This is a genomic window from Mucilaginibacter sp. PAMB04168, assembly GCF_039634365.2.
Classification (GTDB): Bacteria; Bacteroidota; Bacteroidia; order Sphingobacteriales; family Sphingobacteriaceae; genus Mucilaginibacter.
The window spans coordinates 971,972-989,360 of record NZ_CP155079.2; the positions used below are offsets into that span (position 1 = coordinate 971,972).

Consider the following 17,389-nt stretch of genomic DNA (forward strand, 5'->3'; position numbering starts at 1 on the left):
TTGGTTTGGTGTTCCAAAGGTATATCTGTCCTCCTTGCCAAATGCCCGACATTAGCCCGACGTTCGCCTGAAGTTAACGTCACAAAGGGTTGGAAAACGCCGTTACTCGCCCAAAAAACGCTTATTGATCTGGGTGAAGCTTTTTAAAATGAGAAAGGGATTGATGAAATACATTAAAAAAAATACGAGCAGGTAATTAGCCGGATATTGATTTTTAAGGTATGCTGCCTGCATAAAGTTATACCCCAGTGTAAGCAAAAATGCCGCCACTGTTGCAATAACCCAGTACACCTGATTTTGGATCACGTTCCGCGCAAAACGCAGAACAGCCGGGTCTTGTTCGTGCCGCCTCTTTAGCAGATAAGAAGGGATCAGGAAATGTACGTAGGGCACAAGCAAATAACTGAAACACGACAAGCAAAGCAACCTTAAAAAGTTTACCTTGTCTTCATTAGATGCCATCTTTACCCACAGGTCTTCGGAAACTTCTGTTTGATTGGAAACGGCTCCCGGCTCCGGAGCAACTACTATTTCTTCGCCCATAGAATTCAACTCATCAAAAGGGATGTGAAGTGCCGCAGCAATCAGTTTCAGCGTAAATTTACGCGGTATGCTCTCGCCGCTTTCTATACGCTGTATGGTTCTGGCCGTAACGTTGGCTTGGTTGGCTAACTCCTCCTGGGTAAGTCCCATTTGGTGTCTGGCCAAAGCAATTTTTTGATGGAGATTCATGTGCGGCTGTAAAGTTAAGATATTAAAACATTTACAGAAGTGTATGTCTGTACCAACGTGTGCGTACGGGCTTGTTTAACACGGGGTTATTACCTACTTTTGTATTCAAATTAAAAAAGTATGTCATCAGTAGAAACCACCTACGTTAAATACAAAGTAAAAGACTTATCGCTGGCCGAGTGGGGCCGCAAAGAAATAGAACTGGCCGAGGCCGAAATGCCTGGTTTAATGGCTTTGCGTGCCGAGTTTGGCGCATCAAAACCTTTGGCAGGCGCCCGTATTGCAGGCTGTTTGCACATGACCATTCAAACCGCCGTGTTAATTGAAACACTGGTTGAGTTGGGTGCCGAAGTTACTTGGTCATCATGTAACATCTTCTCAACGCAAGACCACGCCGCCGCTGCCATTGCTGCTGCCGGTATTTCGGTTTACGCTTGGAAAGGTTTAACCGAAGAAGAGTTTAACTGGTGTATTGAGCAAACCTTGTTCTTTGGCGAAGATCGCCAACCGTTAAACATGATTTTGGATGATGGCGGCGATTTAACCAACATGGTATTAGATCAATATCCTGAACTGATTTCGGCTATTAAAGGTCTATCTGAAGAAACTACTACCGGCGTACACCGTTTGTACGAGCGCGTTAAAAATGGTACCCTGCCTATGCCGGCTATCAACGTTAACGACTCGGTAACCAAATCTAAATTTGATAACAAATACGGCTGCCGCGAATCACTGGTTGACGCTATCCGCCGTGCTACCGACGTAATGATGGCTGGTAAAGTAGCCGTAGTTTGCGGTTATGGCGATGTGGGAAAAGGTTCGGCCGACTCTCTGCGTAACGCTGGTGTACGTGTTATTGTAACAGAAATTGACCCTATTTGTGCGCTGCAGGCTGCTATGGAAGGCTTTGAAGTGAAAAAACTTGCAACTGCTATTGCTGAGGCCGATATCGTGGTAACCGCTACAGGTAACTGCAACATTGTACGCGAAGAACACTTCCGTGCCCTTAAGGATAAAGCCATTGTGTGCAACATTGGCCACTTTGATAACGAGATTGATATGGCCTGGTTAAACGGCACTTATGGCAATACCAAAATTGAAATTAAACCACAGGTAGATAAATATACCATTGAAGGTAAAGACGTAATTGTATTGGCCGAAGGCCGTTTGGTTAACTTAGGTTGTGCAACCGGTCACCCGAGCTTTGTAATGTCTAACTCGTTCACCAACCAAACCCTTGCCCAATTAGAGCTATGGACTAACGGTAGCGCTTACGAGAATAAAGTATACACCCTGCCTAAACACCTTGATGAAAAAGTTGCCCGTTTACACCTGGCTAAAATTGGTGTAGAGCTGGAAGTGCTTGATCAATCACAAGCCGACTATATTGGCGTGGCTGTTGAAGGTCCGTTTAAACCGGAGTACTACAGATATTAATATCGGGTACTTAATATAAAAACTAAGGCATGACTGAGTAGGTCATGCCTTAGTTTTTATAGACTCCTTACATTTTCTCAAACGGCACGTTACTAATGCGGTATTGTTTCCAATCCTTATAATCAAAGTGCCACCACTCCACGCTGTAAACTTTAAAGCCATGAGCTTCCATTTTGCTTCGGAGCAAATCGCGCATCTGGCGTTGCTGTACAGTGCCGCCGGTATAGCTGGGGTACGAGCGTTCGCTCATCTCATCGTAAGCTCCGGTCATTTCAATTTCTTTTCCGGTTTTAAGGTCATATAATGATAAGTCAACCGCGCATCCCCGATTGTGGCGCGAGCCGTTTTTGGGGTTAGCTACAAACTTCTTATTCTGGGCCGGAGTTACATCCCAAAATAGCTTAGTAACCTGCCAGGGGCGGTAACCGTCAAAAATAAGTAAGCCATAGCCTAATGGTTTTAGTTCCTGGTTAACCTGGGCCACTGCCATAGCTGCATCACGTTGCAGAAAGGCACGGGCTTGCCGGTAAACTGGCCGGCCGGCCAGGTTGTTTTTGGTAGCATAGCGTATGTCCAGCTTAAGCGTAGGGTCTGCTTTAATAAGTTCTACCAAATCTGTTGGCTTAAAGTCACCTCGTTCGCGCGGCATACGGGTAGCACAGCTCACTAATAGTACACCAATTGCACATACCCTAAATAAAATAACAACTGCTTTCATTAAGCGTAAAATAATGGAATTAATGGGTTTTTACAATTAGGTAAAAACATTATCTTAGTAAAACAACCCATTCATATGTTTAACCTTTGCAATTACTTCAAAGCGGTCATTATATTGGCTGTTGTTTCTATTAATGCGTGCCGCAACACAGGAGCGGAGCAGCATTCGAACATCAGTTTAAGCAACTATTTCAAAGATACTACCTCGGGCGTTAAAACAGGCGGTGTACAAGTAGTAGCTATTACAACGTCTAAAGGTAAATTCAATGTTTGGACTAAAAGGATTGGCAATAATCCTAAAATGAAACTGCTGTTATTAAACGGCGGCCCAGGCGCTACACACGAATACTTTGAGTGTATGGAAAGCTTTTTACCTGCAGAAGGTGTAGAGCTTATTTACTATGATCAACTGGGGTGCGGCAACTCAGACAACCCTAAAGATACCAGCATGTGGAGCCTGCCGCGTTATGTAGAGGAGGTTGAGCAGGTGCGTCAGGCGCTTAAGCTGGATAAGGAAAATTTGTATTTGTTGGGCCACTCATGGGGCGGCATATTAGCGCTTGAGTATGCTTTAAAATATCAGCAGCATTTAAAAGGCTTAATTATTTCGAACATGATGTCGAGTTGTCCCGACTATGGCAAATATGCCGAGGATGTATTAAGTAAGCAAATGGATCCTAAGGTGCTGGCCAAAATACGTGCCATTGAAGCTAAAGGAGACTTTGATAACCCTGAATATATGCAATTGTTAATGCCTAACTTTTATACCAAGCACTTGTGCCGCTTTCCACTCGATCAGTGGCCCGAGCCGGTGAACAGATCGTTTGCTAAAATGAACCAATCGCTGTACGTAACCATACAGGGCCCAAGTGAGTTTGGTGTAGCAGGTAAATTGTTAAAATGGGACCGTAAAGCTGATTTACCCAAAGTTGCGGTTCCGGCGCTAAGTATTGGCGGGCGGTATGATACCATGGATCCCAAACACATGCAATGGATGGCCACGCAATTTGCTAATGGTACTTACCTTTATTGCGCTAAAGGCAGCCACCTGAGCATGTATGACGATCAGCAAACTTACATGACCGGCCTGATCAAGTTTATAAAAGGTGTTGATGAAGGTAATAAGAAAGTAAAGCTCTAAATAAGTTTTTAAACAATAAAGGCACCCGTAATAGAGAGTGCCTTTATTGTAAAAGGAGAATTAAAAAAACAACTTATTTAATCTCAATCTGACGGCTTATGCTTTTAGCTTCTTCTTTTTTAGCAATGTCAATTTGCAGTACGCCATCATTATAAACGGCTTCAATCTGGCTTTCATCAGCACTTTCGGGTAGGGTGAATGAACGTACAAACGAGGTGTAACTAAACTCCCGCTTGTTATACTTTTTATTGTTTTCTGAATTCTCGTTGCGTTGTTCTACCGATACAGTTAAAATGCTGCGTTCTGTAGAAATTTTAAAATCTTGCTTTTTCAGTCCGGGCGCAGCCAGCTCAATGTGATACCTTTCGGGTGTTTCGCTGATGTTTACGGCTGGTACACGTGATACCATGCGGTCAGACACAAAAGCATCGTTAAAGAATGATTCAAAAATGTCATTAAAGCCTGGCATTAATGCATTGTTGTTTTTCTCATTATTCCATTTAACCAAACTCATAGTTTGTTCCTCCTAAAAGATGTTTTTAAATTGAATGAACTATAATTTAATTAATATTAAGAACGTTTACATGAGCTATTTTACAACCTGAATGCCAAACGCCTCTCAAAAGTGCCAACTGACATTTTTACTTTTTTAACGCTGTTTAACTGGTGAAAAATTTTCAGTTTGGATGCCAAAGTTTCGTTTTTGGAGTGTTTAGTACAAAGTACCTTAGGCAACATTTACCACTAGTATGATCAATTTTATATAAATTACGTTTATATATAAAATATCTTAACTTCGCGTTAATCGTCTATTTACAACAATTGAGAATGTTTTGCTAATACATCTACTTCGTATATATAATGGGCACAGGCAGTTTAGATAGCAACTTGATATCAGCAAACTTTGGTCAGGACGAAAATGCTTATCGTTTACCGTCGGCATTGTTTGACAGCTTACCGGTTGCTGTGTACACCTGCAACACACAGGGTTACATAACTGCCTACAATAAAGCTGCTGTCAACTTTTGGGAAGCCGCTCCTCAGGTTAATCAAAACCAATGGTTTCCATTTTTTAAGCTGTTAGACACAAATCAGCAATACCTCTCGCCAGACGTTAGTCCGATGGCTGTGTGCGTTAAAAACGCTGCAGTTACAGAAGCAGAACTAATGGTTGAAAAGCCCAACGGCAAAAAAATAAAAATAAAGGCCTCATGTACGCCATTGTTTAATGGCGATTCAACGTCAGGCGTCATGGTTACGCTTATTCCCTTAAATAATTATTTAATTAACAATAACCAGCAGGCCTTGCTGGCTTCAATAGTCGATTCATCAGAAGATGCCATTGTTAGTAAAACCTTAGATGGTATAATCACCAGTTGGAATAAAGCTGCCGAAAAACTATTTGGCTACAGTCCCAGCGAAATTATAGGCAAACATATATCTACACTAATTCCAAAGGCCAGGCTAGGTGAAGAAGATATTATTATTGGAAATGTTAGGCAGGGGAAAAGGATTGACCACTTTGAAACCATGAGGCTTACCAAAGCAGGTAAAGAAATTCCTATCTCGCTATCGGTATCACCTGTATTAAACGATGCTGGGGAGGTAATTGGTGCTTCTAAAATTGCACGTGATGTTTCTGAACGAAAAAAAGCTTATGAACACCAGGCCAGGCTGGCGGCTATTGTTGATACATCCGACGATACCATATTAAGTAAAACGCTGGAAGGTATTATTACCAGCTGGAACAACGCGGCCGAGGCCATGTTTGGCTATACAGCAGACGAAGTGATAGGCAAACACATTTCCATACTGATACCACAATCACGTTTAAAGGAAGAGGAATATATTATCGGCCAAATTGCTCAGAATAAAAGGGTCGATCATTTTGAAACTATACGGATATCCAAATATGGGCGGGAAATTCCAATCTCGCTTTCAGTATCACCGATATTAGACCATAACGGGCAGGTTATAGGCGCCTCCAAAATTGCCCGCGATATAAGCATCCAGAAGACGGTAGACGAAAACACCCGTAGTTATACCAGGCGGCTTGAGATTATTAATACCGTTATTAAGGTAATTGCCGAAGAACTTGACCTGAATAAGATCTTACAAAAAGTTACCGATATAACAACAGAGTTAACAGGGGCCGAGTTTGGTGCGTTCTTTTATAATGCTGTTGATGAAAGCGGTGAGTCGTACTTATTATATACTTTATCGGGCGCGCCGAGAGAAGCATTTGAAAGATTTGGAATGCCCCGAAATACGGCCGTTTTTCATGCAACTTTTTCGGGCGAAGGTGTGGTACGTGTAGATGATATTACCAAAGATCTGCGCTATGGGCATAACCCGCCGCATAATGGTATGCCAGAGGGGCATTTGCCTGTGGTGAGTTATTTAGCCGTACCGGTAATTTTAAGGTCAGGCGAGGTAATAGGAGGGTTATTCTTTGGGCACTCAAAAGCCGGCGTTTTTACCAGTGAGCACGAAAGTTTGGTTGGCCCTATCGCCGCTCAGGCTGCCATTGGACTTGATAATGCTAAGTTATACAAAGAGGTAAAGACACTTAACGAAAAGAAAGACGAGTTTATAGGTTTGGCCAGCCATGAGTTAAAAACACCTTTAACCAGCATAACCGGCTATCTGCAAATTTTGGAAAGGATGCCGGGCAGCGATAGCAGTAAAAAGTTTGTGAGCAAAACCGTGCAACAGGTTAAAAAGCTTTCGGCGTTGGTATCAGATCTGCTGGATGTATCAAAAATTGAGGCAGGCAAGCTGCAATTAACTAAGGAAAATTTCGATTTCAGGGTAATTGTTGATGATGCTGTTGAACTGATACAGCATTCTCATAACACACATCATATCAATGTGCATACTGATGTTAACACTTTGCAGGTATACGGCGATCCGCAAAGGATTGAGCAGGTGGTTATTAACCTGCTTACCAATGCTATCAAATATTCGCCCATGGCCAATGAGGTTGAGTTAATGCTAACTGCCAGTGCAAATGAGGTTAAGCTGAGTGTGAAAGATTTTGGTATTGGTATAGCTCCCGATAAGTTTTCGCAGTTGTTCTCGCGCTTTTACAGGGTTGAGGAACTAAACCCCAATATTTCAGGGTTAGGAATCGGGTTATATATATCACATGAAATTATAAGCCGTCATGAAGGCAATTTATGGGTAGAGAGCGAGCCTGATAAAGGCAGTACCTTTTGGTTCACTCTGCCTTTAAAAAATAATCAGGAATAAAAGAAAGAGGTAGTCAGTACTTCCTGACTACCTCTTTAAAAGTTATATATTACTTATTCTTTTTCTACTATCACAGCTGTGCCATAAGCCAGCACTTCGGTAATACCCTGCATTACTTCATTAGCATCATAACGCATATTAATAATGGCATTGGCACCCAAAGCTGCGGCGTGTTGAATGAGTAATTGATAAGCTTCCTCGCGTGTACGTTCGCAAAGCTCAACGTAAATGGATAAGCGGCCGCCAAACAATGATTGAAAGCCGCCGGCAATGTTGCCCAGTGCGCTACGGCTACGTACCGTTATTCCGCGTACCACACCTAAGTGCTTAACCACCTTGTAGCCATCCAGACCGGTGCTTGTTGTAATTAATGAAGTATCCATTTGTGATATTTTTAGTTTTAGATGATTGTTTTATCCGCTTGTTACAAATTATCTTATTGGTTTTGGATATACCGGTAAGCTTTCATGCCCATCGGCATCTACCGCCTGCACGGCAAAAAAGTAATTGTCTTTGGAGTAATCAGATGTGTACTCGTTACCGGTTACAAATATTTTCTTTTCCCAATAAGGGTTAATGGTTTCGCGCATTAATATGTAGTAGCCGGCCGGCTTTTTACCTGCCACCGGTTCCTGCCATTTTAGTGTTGTTTTGTTCGTTAACCCGCTGGTGCTTACGCCCACATTTTGCGGCTGACCAGGAGCTGATGCCAGGTTAGCCAATACCGATAGATTCATGCGGGCCACTTTCTGAATATACTCATAATCAGCAAATTCGGGCAGGTCGCCATAATCTACACCTTTTTCTTTGCGAATATTTTGGTGCTGACGGTTAAAATCTTCGTTCATTTCGGTAAAGCGCACTGCGGTGAAGCCGTTCTGCAAAAAAGGTGTCTGATCACCGCCTCGCAAAAAGCGGTCGCGGCGATAAATCATTTTTACATCCAGGTGGCTTACATAACGTTCGCCTACCTCTTTGATGTAACGGGCCAGTTGTCTTGACGGGCTGTCGTTCTCGCCACCGTTGCCTATTAAGGCTATAATAGCCCGTGCATCGCCCGCTGCCGTTGAAGGTACACCCTCACTGAAGACTCGCACGCTGGTATTGTTTTTAATGCCGTTTTCCATGCCGTAGGTATTGCCTACAATATCATTGTTCAGCATAGCATCAACGTTCCATTTTTCGGCCTTGGCGCGTTTGGCTACGTTGGTGGAACCGTTAAGCCCTTGCTCTTCGCCTGCTACCGCCATGAAAATTATAGTAGCCGGAAAGGAATGCTTAGCCATTACACGTGCTATTTCCATAGACACTGCCGTGCCCGAAGCATCATCAACGGCGCCCGGCGCTACAGAAGCCGAATCCATCACATTGTTAACCCTGGAATCATAATGGCCCGATACCATATACACGCGGGTATCATTAGGGTCGGTGCCTTTCAGGATAGCCAGCACGTTCTTTAAAACAGTAGGCTTGCCAATGCGGCCGCCGGCAGGTTGTGTGAATGTATCGAACTCCACTTTCATACGCCCACCGGATGCTGCTGCATAGCGTTCCATTTCAGCCTTTATCCAGTTGCGGGCAGCGCCAATACCTGTGGTTTTACTGGTTGTGTCGCTTAAGGTGTGGCGGGTTTTAAAGCTTACCAGCTTGCGTACTATGGTTTCAATATTTTGGGCCGATACCTCGTCGTTCATTTGCTTAATGGCAGCATCTTGCTTAACGGTTGTTTGCGCCATGGCCGGCACGGCAAATAGTAAAGGGAGTAAAAGTTTAAACTTCATGCAGTTTGCGGTTTATCAACAGCAAGATACAGATAGCACAGGGAACAAGCATAAGGAAACAAGATTTTTACTTGTATTATCCGCCGGCATGAAAGAGGAATGCTGTCAATTCTTTAATTCCATAATTTTCATTCATAAAAACACCGCCGTTGCAACTCTCATAATAATCACCTACTTTCACGGCAACCGTTATAAATCTGCTTTATGTTTTCTAAAAAATGTGTTTGGCTTACTGGTCTGTTCCTTTTAGGATCAGGAGCGTTGTTTGCTCAGGTTAAACTGCCTAAAGTATTTGGCAGTAATATGGTTTTACAACGTAGTGAGTTTGTACCCGTTTGGGGATGGACTAAAGCCGGTAAAGCCGTTAAGGTAAAGTTTGGCGGACAGATCAAGACTGCCACTGCCGATACTGGCGGCTACTGGAAAGTTACTTTAAACCCCATGCCTGCCAACAGCAAGCCGCAGGATTTAACCATAACATCCGACACCTCAATCCTAAAGTTGACCAATATTTTGGTAGGTGAAGTTTGGTTGTGCTCGGGCCAATCCAACATGGAGTATACCATGAAACTGAACCGGGGGTATGCCAAGCCGGCCAGAGGCGTAGATAGCGCCGAATTGGAACTAGCGGTAGCTAACCCAGCTATCCGCTTGTTTAAGGTAGAAAAGAAACTAAGCCTGCCCGACGTGACCACCACCGGCTGGAACGAAAGCAGAGGCGAGGCGCTGGAACAAATATCAGCAGCGGGTTATTATTTTGCCAAAAATTTGCAGGCAAAATTGAAGGTGCCTGTTGGCATCATCAGTTCATCATGGGGAGGCAGCCGCATCGAGCCCTGGACACCAGCTTCGGGATATGCAGCTTTGCCAGCCTTTACCAAAGAAGCAGCCCAGCCCAAAATGATGATTGACAGCATGGCGCCGGGTAAGTATTACGAGAGCATGATTAAACCACTGGCCCCTTTCGCACTTCGTGGATTTTTATGGTACCAGGGCGAAAGTAATGCTATGCTGAACGAACCTGGTATGCGCTATGCCGATAAAATGCAGGCCTTGGTTGATAGCTGGCGTAAGCAATGGGGTAATGCTAAATTGCCGTTTTACTCGGTGTTGATAGCGCCTTACTACTACACCAAACGTAAGGATAAATTGCCCCATACACCGCAAACTTTACCCGCTTTTTGGGAGCAGCAGGTACAATCTGCCCATATACCACATACCGCATTTATAACTGTTACGGATTTGGTTGATAACCTTGCCGACATTCATCCGCCTTATAAATGGGAGGTTGGACGCCGCCTGGCCTTGGTGGCGCTGGCTAAAGATTACGGCGTTAAGAACATCACCTATAGCGGACCAGCCTACCAGCGGATGCAGGTTAAAGACAACAAAGTTGTGCTGTATTTTACCGATGCCAACGGCTTAAAAACCAACGACGGACAAGCGCCAACCTTTTTCACTATAGCCGGAGCCGATGGTAACTTTGTAGATGCCCAAGCCGAAATTTCGGGTAACACGATTATAGTATCCAGCCCGGCGGTAACTAAGCCTACGCAGGTACGCTTTGCATGGACAGAGATTGCCCGGCCAAACCTGGTAAATGGTGCTGGCTTACCGGCTGTACCCTTCAGGACGGATAGCTTAGTTTGGAGTTATAAAAAATAGTGCCGTATAAATGTGACCGCTGAACACGCCAGCTTACTTACTATTTTAGACCTATTACAAGTGTTCCATTTGAAATACGCCTCTTATAAACGCATTGTGTGTGATATAAAAGTATATAGCCTTCATGTTATCGTAGTTGAAGACTGTTAACAGTAAAAGTAGTTGCGATTAATTGCTAAACTTAGCTTTGAATACACCCTCGGTAATTTGAACAGGCACACCATTGTTTATAAAAGTGCCATTAAATGTACCTGCAATTGTTCCTCCATTAGTATAAGATACATCGGTAAGAAAGGCATATATCTCATTTTTAGCATTCATGGTAGAATAGGCCTCATTAGCGCTACTAGTGTATTCAACATAGGTGGTGGGATAGCTGTATTCTTTCATCCAAATATTTATGCCTTTTTCAAAGCCAATGGATGTTTCTTCCATAAAGAATTTAAATTTTGGCACCGAACCATTCTTTCCGCTACCGGTAACGGTCAAAGTTCTGGGGTTGGTTGCAGTTCCACGCGTTGCAGAAACATCCGTAAATGAAACAACTGTGCCATTAGCTTTAAAAGTAATGCTATACTGAGCCGCCGATGGATCTGTTGGCGTAGTTGGGTTGGTTGGCGTAGTAGGTGTGGTCGGATCTGTTGGCGCAGGAGGCGTGGTTGGGTTGGTTGGATTTGTTGGCGTAGTAGGCGTGATGGTTCCGGTAATAGGTGTGGAGCTAACCTGCGGTACAATAACCCCCGAATCATCTGAACAACCGTTAACGGCAACTACAATAAAGAATATTATGGTATAGGCTAAGTGTCTCATTCTATGCGCTGTAATTTCGTATAAATATAATAATTGAATTGGTGCTTTATATAATTAAAGCACGACGTAAGCTTATACGGTAATTCGACAAGGTTTGTTTAAACAGTGCTTCCTTGTAAAGGCTTCTTTATTTATACTTGCTACATCCTCCAAACTACTCCTCAACACCCTCTAATATCTTACCTGGCTGTTTAAAGTTGCTGCGCACAAAGTGGCACCAGTCGCAATCGGGTTTGCCGCAACCGGTGGCAAAATCATGGGCCATAATTTTATGGTAGGTTTCGGTAAGCTGGCGGGTTACGGTTTCTACGTCTTGTGGCATCACCAGTATTTTTTCTTTGTGGTATTGTCCGTCAATAGGTTCTATAAATTCAAAAACGGTGCCGGTTGCTTCCCAGCCTTTGCGGTCGTTATCCACCAGCATTTTATAAAATACAGCCTGGCGCCAGTAGTCGCCCCCGTTGGGGTTATCGGTGGTTGGGCGCAACAGTTTTTCTTTAGCGTATTTAAGCTTGCCGGTTTTATAGTCTACAATGGTGGCCTGGTTGCCATTAAACTCAATTTTATCCAGGTGGCCTTTTACCGGTACTCCGTTAATGGTTAAGTTGCGCATAGCGTGTTCCACGCGTACTATCTTGTTCCATTGGTAAACGTTTTGCTCGTAAAAAGCTGGTAGTATCTTTTCGCCGTAGTCCATCCGCAATTTAAATTCTTCGCTGGTAAAGGCATCGCGGTTGCGGTACATAAACCATTTAAACTCGCGCATAAAATCATCTACCGGCCCAAAGCGGTTATCGTTTTTGGTCATTCTGTCAAACACCTTATACAAGGCATGGTGCACTGCCGATCCAAATGCCATAGCCGGACTTTTACCCGCCGGAACGCGTATGAGGTTCTGGAAATAGAACTTCAGCGGGCAATCCAGGTAGCTGTTGAGGTGCGTAACCGATAATACGTAGTTTTGCAGCAGCTGGTTAATGTAGTTCTTATCCAGCAATTGTACCACAGGCTTGTCGGCCTCGCTAAACTGGGTGGCAAAGTACGCCATCAGCGCATCCTCATTTACCTGTGGGTGCTGTACCTGCAGGTGGCTTGCGGCCAATATTTCGCCTACAAACTGCGATGCTTCCTGGTCCTTATCATTACGGTCTTTAATAGGGTAGGAGATGTGCAGGCATTGCTTAGCACGGGTAAGGGCCACATAAAACAACCGGCGCGATTCTTCCTGCTGGGCGTTCTCATCGCCAGAGGCCTGCATGAGCGTATCAGGAAAGCTAAAGCCCATATTGCGACCTTTTGAATCCCATATCCTTTTGGTGCAGCCAACTAAAAATACATACTCATACTCCAGTCCTTTTGAGCCGTGGGCGGTTACAAAGTTTACGCCATTTTCGGCATGTATTACCTGGTGCAGCTCCAGCCTGATGTTGTTGCGCTTCATCAAATCAATGGTATTGACGATGTGCTTTAATTTCATTTCAGGGCTTTTGCGGGCTTCATCGCGTACAAAATTAAACAGGCTGGTGAGTACCTCCATGTGCCAGCCCTTATCGGGCTGTTGCATTACATACTTTAAAATGCCCAAAGCAGTAATAACCTGCTGAAACAGCTGTTGCAGGCTTAAACTTACCGACGCCTTAAGCAGGAAGTTTATATCGGCAACTATTTGCTTCATCTCCACATTTTCGGGCTGCTCAAACAAGCTGGCCTGGCGGTTAGGCTTTAGTTCGCTTACATAACGGCGTATGGAGGTTTTGGGCTCATCGGCATTCATGCTAAAGTTGGCTTTGGATACCGCAATGCTCACCTTGGCAATCTCAATAGGCGGAATATCAAAAAAATCATAATGCAGGATCTCGAAAAGTAATTCATCTCCGCTGTAAGGCGAGTCCATTTCCATAGCCAGGTACTGCATTATGTTGATGATCTTTTCGCCAAAGGGCAGCGTCAGAATATCAATCTTTCGCCGGGTGTTCACCGCTACTTTTTTAGCGTCGAGGTAATGAATGAGCTGCTCCACCTGGTTGTGGTTGCGGTAGATCACGGCAATTTCGGCCGGATCGGTACCGCGGGCAATAAGCCGCTCTATCTGGTGGGCTACGTCAACCAGTTCCTGGTCGGTGTTGGCATACTCATTAATCACCGGTTCAACCATCTCTGCCTGAAAGCGGGGATGAGCGGCCAGCAAATTTTTATCTAACCGCAGCTGACTGGTTAAGCGCTCGCGGTTGTTGCCAATGAGCACGCGCGATATGTCTAAGATGGTTTGGTTAGAGCGGTAGTTTTGTTTAAGTACTACCGTATGCAGTGTGCTTACATAATCGTCGGCAAAATCCAGTATGTTCTTCATGTTAGCACCCTGGAAACGGAAGATGGACTGGTCATCATCGCCCACTACAAACACGTTGGGCGTATCCCAATAAGTAAGCAAAAATTTCAACAACTCATTTTGTGAACCGCTGGTATCCTGAAACTCATCCACCAGAATATACTGGTAGCGTTCCTGGTAACGGCGCAGCAAGTCTTCATTCTCGCGGAAGGCACGCAGCACCCAAATAATCATGTCATCATAATCATACATGCCACGCGTTTTGAGCTTGCCTTCGTAATTCGCAAATTCGTTTACGGCACAAATCAGCTTGGCCATTATTTCTTTGGCGGCATCAACATCCTTTTGTTTTATATCGCCTTTTTGTATGCCTTTGGCGGCATTGGGCCTTTTGTAGATGAATTCGTCGCGGTTGGACAGGTCGTCAATATATTCCTGCACGGCGCGCTCAATCATGGCCAGTTCCCAGTTCTCGCGTTTCATGGTGCTGAACAGGCTTTTCAGCCGGGGAACATCGTAGTAAATATCGCCGGTAAAGCGTTTGAGCAGGTGGTCTTTATCAAACTCGTCCACCAGTTCCCTAAACAACATGGCCGATTCCAGGTCGTTCAGAGGCTCCAGGCTCAGCTTGCCGAAATAGTCCAGGTTTTCCTGAATAATGTCATTACAAAAAGCGTGGAACGTATAAATGTTAATGCGATAAGCATCGGGACCTATAAAATCGAACAAACGCTTGCGCATGGCTACCGCGCCGGCATCCGTATAGGTTAAACATAAAATCTCATTGGGCTGGGCATCGGTTTCGAGCAGTATCTTACCAATGCGGGCGGCCAGTATCTGTGTTTTGCCTGTACCCGGGCCGGCCACCACCAAAACCGGACCGTCAACCTTATTCACGGCGGCAAGTTGCTCAGCATTCAGTTGGGCCAGTATATCTTTAAATTTCTGATTATAACGTTCGGAAGGAGATTGTATCATCACAATTGTAAAGATAAGCAAAGAGCGGTGATTTTAGAATCGGGAACGGAGCTGTGTTACTTGGTGCAATGTCAAAAAAAAGCCGAAGCTGTAACCATACTTAATGTATCAGACTAAATTTTAGCTGGCAGTGCTGATGATATGTATTAAGAAGAGAATAACGGTGAAGCACTGAGATGATAGCCGGATTTATATTAAACGCCAGATTACAATCTATGCTGTAGGAATGAGTAAACAATCCATTAAGCATCAAACATTTTAAGCCTGCTTTGTATTTAAAACATGGCCGGTGTTGTAACATCAAGCCACTTTCATATATTTCGGAATGTATTGGTACGAGGATGAGGTAAAGCGCCTGGAAAAGGATAGTTTAAAGATTGGTTACGCACCGGAAACGCTTTTTTACGGCAGTTCGAGTATGCGTATGTGGACAAGCTTGTATGATGATTTTAAAGATTTGAAACCTATAAACCTGGGTTTTGGAGGTTCTACTATTGCAGCATGCGTTTGGTTTTTTGACCGTATAATGATGCCTTTTCACCCTAAAAGATTGGTAATTTACGCTGGTGATAACGACCTGGGCGATGGCCGGTTGCCCGAAGAGGTTTTTATATTTTTTCAGCAACTGATGTTTAGGGTAAACGAGCGTTTTGGCAATATACCCTGCTACTATGTTTCGCTGAAACCAAGCCCGGCCCGCTGGAGTATGGCCGATCAGTTTAAGTATGCTAATAATTTAATTGAGAGCGAGATTATTAAAAAGCAGAACAATTGGCGTTTCGTAAACATTTTCAAAGCAATGCTGGATAGTAGCGGTGCACCAAAAAAGGAATATTTTGCTGATGACGGTTTGCACCTAAGCGTAAAGGGATATAGTGTTTGGAAAGAAGTAATAGGCAGTAGCATAGTTTAATGAGAATTTAAGAGCTAATACAAATACACCAATACCCTATTAGATGAACAGGGAGTATCACAAGTGGTTTAGCAACGTGTTGCAGCGCGACATGGAACTTTTGGTGTTTGGCCATGGGGGCCGTGCGGTGCTTTTTTTTCCAACGCGTATGGCTCGGTTTTATGATTATGAAAACTGGGGCGTAGTTGGTGCTCTGTTCGAGAAACTGGAAAATGGTGAGCTCCAGCTTTTTTGTGTGGACAGCATCGATGCCGAAAGTTTTTACAACAAGACTATTGAGCCCAGAGCGCGCATTGAACGCCATTTGCAGTATGAAGAATACATACTGGGCGAGGTATTGCCTTTCATGCACCAGCATAATAGCGGCCGGCCCATTGAAGTAGCTGGTTGTAGCATGGGTGCTTACCATGCAGTTAACCTTGCCTTACGGCATGCCGAAAAGTTTGTAAAAGTGGTGGGCATGAGCGGGCGTTATGATCTTACTGTGCAAATGGAAAATTATAACGATCTGTTTGATGGTTACCGGGACGAAGACATTTACTTTAACATGCCCCAGGAGTTTATGGCTAACTTAAGCGATGAAAATATCCTGAACAGAATAAAACAGCTCGATATGATAATAGCTGTTGGTGAAGCCGATCCTTTTTTACACAGTAACCAGGAACTGAGTAGGAAACTATTGGCACATGATATACAGCACGAGTTTTACATATGGGATGGTAACGGGCATCGGCCCCGTTACTGGCGGCAAATGGTGCAACTGTACCTGTAAAGCATTGCACATAAAAAAAGAGACGCCTGCTTAGGCGCCTCTTATGGTTGTATGATAAGGTTGAAATTATTTAATGCTTTTGCGTTTTACAACAAAATAGCCGGCTACAAATATTACAGCAGCGGTAATCAGGCTTAGCTGTACTTCCTTGGTAAGCAGCTCAAATTGGGCCTGGCCGTTTAAAGTTTTGCTCCGGCCCATTATAGATTGCAGCGGCTGTGAGTAGGGTATAGTGTAAGCATACTCCCAGTGTACGGTAGCTACCAATATAATACCCATAATGGCTCCTATAAAGCCAATACCCATAGGTTTTAAAAAGTCCTTCCAAACCAGGCTCATCAAAAACTGGAGCGAAAGCGTGCCCAATGAAGCCAGGAAGAGCTTGCTGTAAATCTGGAACAACTCTTTTTCCATATGGTAGCCGCTAAACTTAAGCTTTGGCTGTATGGCGCCCAGCAGGTTGCCAAATAAAATGGTAAACCCCGGGAAGAGCAAAAGTGATATCAGCAGCAACAGAACAGCATAAACAAACTTAGCGCTGTAAATTGACCATTTTTGTATAGGTAAGGTAAACAGCGTTTTCCAGGTATCAGACCGATGTTCAATGTTATTTACCGAGTAGGCTAAAAATATAATGAACATGGGTAACAGCAGCGAACCCATTACACCCATAGGTATGCCTGCAAAGTTGCCCCATACTTTTTCGGGGGTATATGCGGCCAGCTTATCAGCTTTTATGTAAAAGCCAATCGTAACTAAAAACATTAATATAAATGGCAGCAGTATGGCGCTCCAAAAGCCCAGCGTTTTACGGCTCTTATAAAATTCAGATTGCAGTGATAGTAAAAATCCTTTCATGGCT

14 protein-coding genes are annotated in these 17,389 nt (G+C 44.0%); 6 read left to right on the forward strand and 8 right to left on the reverse strand.

Annotated features, from left to right (window positions below; all coding sequences use genetic code 11):
- Positions 1-102: 102 nt before the first annotated feature.
- The gene (locus ABDD94_RS04205) at positions 103-732 is read right to left on the reverse strand and encodes a helix-turn-helix domain-containing protein (RefSeq protein WP_345954822.1); all 630 of its coding nucleotides are present in this window, start codon (positions 730-732) and stop codon (positions 103-105) included.
- Positions 733-852: 120 nt separating this feature from the next.
- Between ABDD94_RS04205 and ahcY the strand changes: the two genes are divergently transcribed.
- Positions 853-2,169: an adenosylhomocysteinase gene (gene ahcY / locus ABDD94_RS04210; RefSeq protein ID WP_345954823.1), complete on the forward strand. Its 1,317-nt coding sequence runs from the start codon at positions 853-855 to the stop codon at positions 2,167-2,169.
- Between the two features lie 67 nt (positions 2,170-2,236).
- Here the strand turns inward: ahcY and ABDD94_RS04215 are convergent, their stop codons facing one another.
- Positions 2,237-2,887, reverse strand: a complete 651-nt coding sequence (locus ABDD94_RS04215) for a M15 family metallopeptidase (RefSeq protein ID WP_345954824.1) — start codon at positions 2,885-2,887, stop codon at positions 2,237-2,239.
- Between the two features lie 75 nt (positions 2,888-2,962).
- Here ABDD94_RS04215 and ABDD94_RS04220 point away from each other — a divergent pair, with 75 nt between their 5' ends.
- Positions 2,963-4,027 (forward strand): proline iminopeptidase-family hydrolase, encoded by a 1,065-nt coding sequence (locus ABDD94_RS04220; RefSeq protein ID WP_345954825.1) that lies wholly within the window; start codon positions 2,963-2,965, stop codon positions 4,025-4,027.
- A gap of 73 nt (positions 4,028-4,100) precedes the next feature.
- Here ABDD94_RS04220 and ABDD94_RS04225 read toward each other — a convergent pair whose 3' ends face one another.
- Positions 4,101-4,541: an Hsp20/alpha crystallin family protein gene (locus tag ABDD94_RS04225; protein WP_345948784.1), complete on the reverse strand. Its 441-nt coding sequence runs from the start codon at positions 4,539-4,541 to the stop codon at positions 4,101-4,103.
- 347 nt (positions 4,542-4,888) lie between these two features.
- Between ABDD94_RS04225 and ABDD94_RS04230 the strand changes: the two genes are divergently transcribed.
- Positions 4,889-7,279: a PAS domain S-box protein gene (locus ABDD94_RS04230; protein ID WP_345954826.1), complete on the forward strand. Its 2,391-nt coding sequence runs from the start codon at positions 4,889-4,891 to the stop codon at positions 7,277-7,279.
- A 53-nt stretch (positions 7,280-7,332) separates the two neighbouring features.
- On the opposite strand, the gene ABDD94_RS04235 is transcribed toward ABDD94_RS04230, so the two are convergent.
- Together ABDD94_RS04235 and ABDD94_RS04240 are read right to left on the reverse strand one after the other, a co-directional pair.
- The gene (locus ABDD94_RS04235; protein WP_345948782.1) at positions 7,333-7,662 is read right to left on the reverse strand and encodes a heavy metal-binding domain-containing protein; all 330 of its coding nucleotides are present in this window, start codon (positions 7,660-7,662) and stop codon (positions 7,333-7,335) included.
- Between the two features lie 48 nt (positions 7,663-7,710).
- Positions 7,711-9,060, reverse strand: coding sequence for a M20/M25/M40 family metallo-hydrolase (locus tag ABDD94_RS04240; RefSeq protein WP_345954827.1), 1,350 nt, complete (start codon positions 9,058-9,060; stop codon positions 7,711-7,713).
- Positions 9,061-9,264: 204 nt separating this feature from the next.
- Here ABDD94_RS04240 and ABDD94_RS04245 point away from each other — a divergent pair, with 204 nt between their 5' ends.
- Positions 9,265-10,725, forward strand: a complete 1,461-nt coding sequence (locus tag ABDD94_RS04245; RefSeq protein WP_345954828.1) for a sialate O-acetylesterase — start codon at positions 9,265-9,267, stop codon at positions 10,723-10,725.
- Positions 10,726-10,893: 168 nt separating this feature from the next.
- Here the strand turns inward: ABDD94_RS04245 and ABDD94_RS04250 are convergent, their stop codons facing one another.
- The gene (locus ABDD94_RS04250) at positions 10,894-11,535 is read right to left on the reverse strand and encodes a hypothetical protein (RefSeq protein WP_345954829.1); all 642 of its coding nucleotides are present in this window, start codon (positions 11,533-11,535) and stop codon (positions 10,894-10,896) included.
- Positions 11,536-11,689: 154 nt separating this feature from the next.
- A complete protein-coding gene (locus ABDD94_RS04255; RefSeq protein WP_345954830.1) occupies positions 11,690-14,842 on the reverse strand; it encodes an ATP-dependent DNA helicase in 3,153 nt (1,050 codons plus the stop codon).
- A 325-nt stretch (positions 14,843-15,167) separates the two neighbouring features.
- Here ABDD94_RS04255 and ABDD94_RS04260 point away from each other — a divergent pair, with 325 nt between their 5' ends.
- Together ABDD94_RS04260 and ABDD94_RS04265 are read left to right on the forward strand one after the other, a co-directional pair.
- Positions 15,168-15,755: a GDSL-type esterase/lipase family protein gene (locus tag ABDD94_RS04260; protein ID WP_345954831.1), complete on the forward strand. Its 588-nt coding sequence runs from the start codon at positions 15,168-15,170 to the stop codon at positions 15,753-15,755.
- Positions 15,756-15,798: 43 nt separating this feature from the next.
- Positions 15,799-16,527 (forward strand): alpha/beta hydrolase-fold protein, encoded by a 729-nt coding sequence (locus tag ABDD94_RS04265; protein ID WP_345954832.1) that lies wholly within the window; start codon positions 15,799-15,801, stop codon positions 16,525-16,527.
- A gap of 66 nt (positions 16,528-16,593) precedes the next feature.
- Here the strand turns inward: ABDD94_RS04265 and ABDD94_RS04270 are convergent, their stop codons facing one another.
- Complete coding sequence (locus ABDD94_RS04270; protein ID WP_345954833.1) at positions 16,594-17,385, reverse strand: ABC transporter permease; 792 nt, start codon at positions 17,383-17,385, stop codon at positions 16,594-16,596.
- Positions 17,386-17,389 lie beyond the last annotated feature (4 nt).